This is a genomic window from Micromonospora sp. NPDC005163, assembly GCF_053599835.1.
Window position 1 is genome coordinate 1 of the sequence record NZ_JBSFYP010000140.1, and the last position, 4,968, is coordinate 4,968.

At 65.0% G+C, this 4,968-nt stretch carries 8 protein-coding genes; 3 read left to right on the forward strand and 5 right to left on the reverse strand.

Annotated elements, in window-relative coordinates:
- Nucleotides 1–91: 91 nt before the first annotated feature.
- The 4 genes from ACWD6N_RS37360 to ACWD6N_RS37375 form a co-directional block, all read right to left on the reverse strand.
- On the reverse strand, nt 92–256 hold the full coding sequence (locus tag ACWD6N_RS37360; RefSeq protein WP_450006690.1) for a hypothetical protein: 165 nt from the start codon (nt 254–256) through the stop codon (nt 92–94).
- Nucleotides 257–965: 709 nt separating this feature from the next.
- Complete coding sequence (locus tag ACWD6N_RS37365; RefSeq protein ID WP_450006692.1) at nt 966–1,361, reverse strand: MmcQ/YjbR family DNA-binding protein; 396 nt, start codon at nt 1,359–1,361, stop codon at nt 966–968.
- A gap of 122 nt (nt 1,362–1,483) precedes the next feature.
- Entirely contained in the window at nt 1,484–2,137 is a 654-nt protein-coding gene (locus ACWD6N_RS37370) for a nitroreductase family protein (protein WP_354968546.1), read from the reverse strand.
- A gap of 39 nt (nt 2,138–2,176) precedes the next feature.
- Nucleotides 2,177–2,719, reverse strand: a complete 543-nt coding sequence (locus tag ACWD6N_RS37375; protein WP_354968545.1) for a carboxymuconolactone decarboxylase family protein — start codon at nt 2,717–2,719, stop codon at nt 2,177–2,179.
- A gap of 104 nt (nt 2,720–2,823) precedes the next feature.
- On the opposite strand from ACWD6N_RS37375, the gene ACWD6N_RS37380 reads away from it, so the two are divergent.
- From ACWD6N_RS37380 to ACWD6N_RS37390, 3 genes are all read left to right on the forward strand, one after another.
- Nucleotides 2,824–3,468 (forward strand): TetR/AcrR family transcriptional regulator, encoded by a 645-nt coding sequence (locus ACWD6N_RS37380; RefSeq protein ID WP_450006694.1) that lies wholly within the window; start codon nt 2,824–2,826, stop codon nt 3,466–3,468.
- A gap of 289 nt (nt 3,469–3,757) precedes the next feature.
- Complete coding sequence (locus ACWD6N_RS37385; RefSeq protein WP_354968543.1) at nt 3,758–3,922, forward strand: hypothetical protein; 165 nt, start codon at nt 3,758–3,760, stop codon at nt 3,920–3,922.
- 361 nt (nt 3,923–4,283) lie between these two features.
- Nucleotides 4,284–4,544, forward strand: a complete 261-nt coding sequence (locus ACWD6N_RS37390; protein WP_450006696.1) for a hypothetical protein — start codon at nt 4,284–4,286, stop codon at nt 4,542–4,544.
- Between the two features lie 24 nt (nt 4,545–4,568).
- Here the strand turns inward: ACWD6N_RS37390 and ACWD6N_RS37395 are convergent.
- A partial coding sequence (locus ACWD6N_RS37395; RefSeq protein ID WP_450006698.1) for a transposase occupies nt 4,569–4,968 on the reverse strand: 400 nt, incomplete at its 5' end.

The following is a 4,968-nucleotide window of genomic DNA, read 5'->3' on the forward strand; positions in this document are numbered from 1 at the left end:
GACGCCGCAACAGGCCCGCAACGAGTTTCTGAACTACCAGCTCGCAGCATGAATTAGTTGCTGATCAGCTGTCCGGAAAACGCGAGGCACATCAGATCCCGAACGGCGGCTGGAGGCGGCCGACTTTGAGGTCTTTGGTGTTGTGGGCGGTGGCCTCGAATCGCAGCACGTGTTCGCCTTTGGTGTACGCCTTGACCGCCAGCCGCCCGAAGGAGACCTTGAACCAGGTCAGGTCGTAGCGAGGTGTCTCGATCACGGCTTCGATGCTGGACGCGCCGGCTCGGTCCCGTGGGGCGGTTCTTGGCGCCGAGATTGGTGCGTACCGCGGGCACGTCCAGGCGGGAGCGGTTGCGGTCGACCACCCGGTCGAACAGGTGCTGCATCCGCGCGCCGGAGCGGAACAGCAGATTACGGCTGTACTCCACCTGGTAGATCGAGTAGGCGTAGCTGAAGCTGGATCGGCGTTGTTCGTCGGCGTCAAGAGCGAAGCACAGGCACGCGGTGTAGATCCACCGGTCGCAGACCTGGCCCAGGCGCCCTACAGCCGGCGTTGAGCACGATCCGGTCCACACAGTCGTAGGAACCCGTTACCAGCTCCGCGTACCGCGCACTGAACTCATCGATCACTCTCACACCGTACGGACCGCCCGGCCGGCACCGCACCTACCCGCCAGGCGAAGCTGCCCCGAAGGGGCCACTGATGTTGGGCGAAGTCCCAAGATCAGCATAGGTTCCTGGCTTGTCGAAGGTCAGGCACCGAAGATCGGAACACGGCGTGCGTTTGACCAGGGTATTTCATCGGCAGGTGGGGTTCGATCGGGCGGTCGTCGAGGACGTGTGCCTCGATGAGGACGCCGACGGTGAGGTCCTCGTCGCGGCCGGCCACGTAAGGGCGCCATGCGCCGGTGCGGGCGCTGCTCGGATGAGGGGCAACAGCGCTCTGGGCGCGGTCGGCGTCAGCGTGATCAGTCGGCGGAGGGCGGGACGCGGAACGAAGCGGGATTGACGGGACGGCTCTGCTTCGGCAGGCCGGCGACCACGAGGAGGTACGACTCGGTCACGAGATTGTCGACAAGCGCGGGCTCGACGTCCGCACCCGCCCGCACCGTGATCCAGTGCTTCTTGTTCATGTGGTAGCCGGGCGAGATGCTCGCGTGAGCTGCGCGGAGCGCCTCCGCGTCGGATGGAGCCGCTTTCAGGATCACGACGGGCTCGCCGGGCATGGACGTCTGCAGCATGAACACCTTGCCGCCGACTTTCCATACCTCCCAGTCGCCGGTGAACTGGTGTGTGTGCTCGGAGCCGGGAAGCTCGGCGGCGCGGGCCGCGGCTCGATCCTGCACTGCCTTATCAATCTGCATCTTGACCTCCTCGAAGTCCTTAGGGGGTCGATTGCCCGGCGTCCGTCGAGGAGGTGCGGACGCCGGGCAACCGAGTCGAAGTGAACGGGGCCGGCACCGCGGTCCGATGTCCGCCCCGTCCGTCACATGTGCGTGAAGATCTTCTCCGCGTCGAACCGCGAGACCGGCTGGCGGGAGACCCGAGCCTCGTCGGGGTAGCCGAGCACCAGAAGCAGCGTGGTCGTGTAGTCGGTGTCGGTTAGGTCGAAGGCCGCGTCCACGGTCGTGCGGTCGAAGCCCTCCATCGGCGTCGCGTCCACCCCGAGGGATGCGGCGGCCATCATCGTGGCGCCGACGACGAGGTAGGTGTTCTTCTCAAGCCAGTGGAGCACGTCCCCGCCATAGTTCTCCGTCTGGATCTCCACGAAGTTGGAGGCGCCCGCCTCCCATCCCTTCTGGATCTCCGGGTCGGCGAAGCGCCCGTCGGCGCGCTCCTTCTCGAAGATCTCCTGCAGGTGCGTGTCGGGGATGTCCTTGCGCGTCGTGAAGACGATGGCGTGCGACGCGTTGCGCACCTTCTCCGCGTTGTCCGCGAAGCGGCCGACCAGTGCGTCCGCGAGCTTGTCCTTGCCATCCTGCGTCTCCAGCACGTGGAAACGGTTCGGCTGGATGTTGATCGTCGTCGGCGAGGTGTGCAGGTAACGCAGCAGCTGCTGGAACGTCTCCTCCGGGATCCTCTTGCTCGGGTCGAAGTAGCGGGTGAGGTGCTTCGTGATCAGCTTGTCGAGATTCAACATCGTGCTTTCTGTCGTTTGAACGGCGGGTGGAGAGGAAAGTCAGGCCGACTGGTGGTCGGCGCCGGGGACGTCGACGACGGTGTCGCTGACGTTGTTGAGGTAGTTCGTGAGCAGGGTGACGACCACGATCGTGACGATCGCCTGGATCTCCGGGTCGATATACCCGACCTCGCGGATCGCTGCGAGGTCCTCGTCGCTGACCTGGCCACGCGTCTCGATCACGTGCTGCGCGAACTTCGCGACGGCGGCGCGCTTCGGGTCGCTGGACGTGCCCGTGCGGGCGAGCTCAATCTCCTCCGCCGACATACCGCCGAGGTTCGACGAGATGAAACCGTGGAGTGCCTGGCAGTAGTGGCAGCCGTTCGACTGAGAGACCGCGAGGGCGATCGTGTGGCGCGTCTTCGCGTCCAGGAGCTTCGCGATGCTGCCCTGCAGGCCCATCACGATCTCGAGCACGGTCGGGTTCGCGGCGAGCGTGGTGAACATGCTGGGCGCGAAGCCGAACTGCTTCGCGATGGCGTCGAGGGCGCCCTGCGTCTTCGCGTCCATGTCGGCGCGCGCGGGAGCGGTCAGGCGAGACATGGTGATGAACCTCCGGGTGACTTTACTGGACGATTTCGTCCACTCGCTTGAGTGAACACCATCAAAAATGGGCTCGCAAGCCCAGTTTGTGTTATGTTGATTACATGCAGGTGAACAACGGGGCGGATGCAGCCCAGAAGCTCACTCCCAAGGGCCAGGCCACGCGCGAGCGGATACTGGAGCATGCGGCGGCGTTGATCTACGGCAAAGGGGTCCACGCAACCAACAACGAGCTCGTCCGCCGCGCTGCAGGCGTGAGTGGATCGCAGCTGAGTCACTACTTCCCCACCAAGGAGAGCCTCGTCCTGACGGTCATCGACTGGCAGGCCGACAGCGTCCTCGGCTTCCATCGCAGCGAACGGTTTGCCAGCTTCGACACCGTCGAGGCCTTCCAGGACTGGACGGACTTCTACGTCCTCTCGGGGCGTCCGTTCGAGGCCGGCTGCAGCCTCGGCTCGCTCGCGAGCGAGATCGTCAAGACCGATCTCGACGTGCAGGACCGGCTCGCGGAGGTGTTCGCGCAGTGGCGCGAGATCTTCCGCGTCGGGCTCGATCGCATGCGGCAACTCGGCCGCATCGACGCGTCCGCCGACCCCGCGCGGCTCGCCGACATGTTCCTCGCGGCGTATCAAGGTGGCATGCTCCTCGCTCAGGTCGCCCGGGACATCGGCCCCCTTCAGGACGCGCTCTCTGCGGCGGTTGACCATCTGCGGACGTTCGTGACGTCTGACGACCAGCACATGGGCTGACCCGGCGCATCCGAGCCTCGGGTGTCGGAGCGCGGAAGGAGGTCTGGCGAGCTGGTAAGACGACCACGTCGGGCGACGCGAAAGGGCGTCCGCTCTGTTAGCAGAATCGGACGGCTCGCCGACATCCAGCCTCACGAATTCATGGGCTCGATGGCGTGACGGCTGATTTGCCGGCCCTGACGTAAAGGAGGTGCCGTCCTACCTGGAATGATCTGGATTGCCTAGATCGAGAATCTTCCAGAAGGGCGGCACCTGCCAGGTGAAGCGTACGACATCGACCAGGTTGCGTATGAAGGCTGCGCGTGCCAAACGATTGCGGCGTAAGCGACGCATCGAACAACGCGTCAACGCCTGGGCCCGCGGACTGACGCTGACCACCGGGGCGTCAGGGCTGATCGGTGCGGTCGGCGCCCCGTTGCTGCGGCTGCTGGCCGAACAGTCCGGGCTGCGCTAAGCCAGCCCGGCCACCCTGCGCCGAGTGCTACTCAACGCGCCAGCCCGCCTCGTGCGCCGCGCCCGTAAACGGCTGACCCGCCTCGACGACACCCACCCGCACCAGACCGACCTCATCCTCGCCTGGAACAAGATCCACGCATGGTCACCCCGCCGTAACGGCAATCCCACCCGCCCCGACCAGACGAGAGGCCCCGCCCACCCGGCCCGCGAAGGGGATACCAGGGCCGAACCCGGCCACCAGCCGGGCTGTCACCACGCCCGAACACCGAAACCACCACGAACCAAGCGGCAACCATCGATATCTCACCGGCACTCCAAGATCGTGAAAGATCTGGGCCGTCGAGGACCTGTGGTCAACGATGAAGTCCAGCCCGGGCAACATCGCCGTCGACAGCGTGGACCATCTCGCCGCGATCATCCGCAACCGACTCAAGCGTATCCAGTACCGACCCGACCTGATCCCCGGCTTCCTCGCCCAGACCGGACTCAGCCTGGAACCGGAACCACCGTCACCGAAACAGACCCCAGACTTTCAACCGCTCCACGAACGGTGGTGCGGGGCTGTCTCCCTAACGGTGTTTCCGGCGATCTTGGTTAATAGGTTTCAGCGGCTGGGATGAACCGCCCCGGGTTCTGTGGAGACCTCAGCTGTTGGCTCCAACCACCTCGCGGGGCTGGGGTTGAGCGTAGAACATCGATTCGTATTCGGTGGGTGGGACGTGTCCGATGGCGGAGTGCAGGCGCTGGTTGTTGTACCAGTCGACCCACTCGGCGGTGGCCAGTTCGACCTGGGCGAGGCTGCGCCACGGGCCTCGGGGTTTGATCAGTTCGGTCTTGTAGAGGCCGATGGTGGATTCCATCAGCGCGTTGTCCAGGGCGTCGCCGACGCTGCCGGTCGAGGCGTCGATACCGGCGTCGAGCAGGTGGGTGGTGAACCGGAACGACGTGTACTGCCCGGGTTCAAGGGGTCGTCGCAACACCGCTTGTTTGGATTGATAGTAGGTGATCGTTGAGGGCTTCTGCGGGAGTTCGCCATCCGAGTGT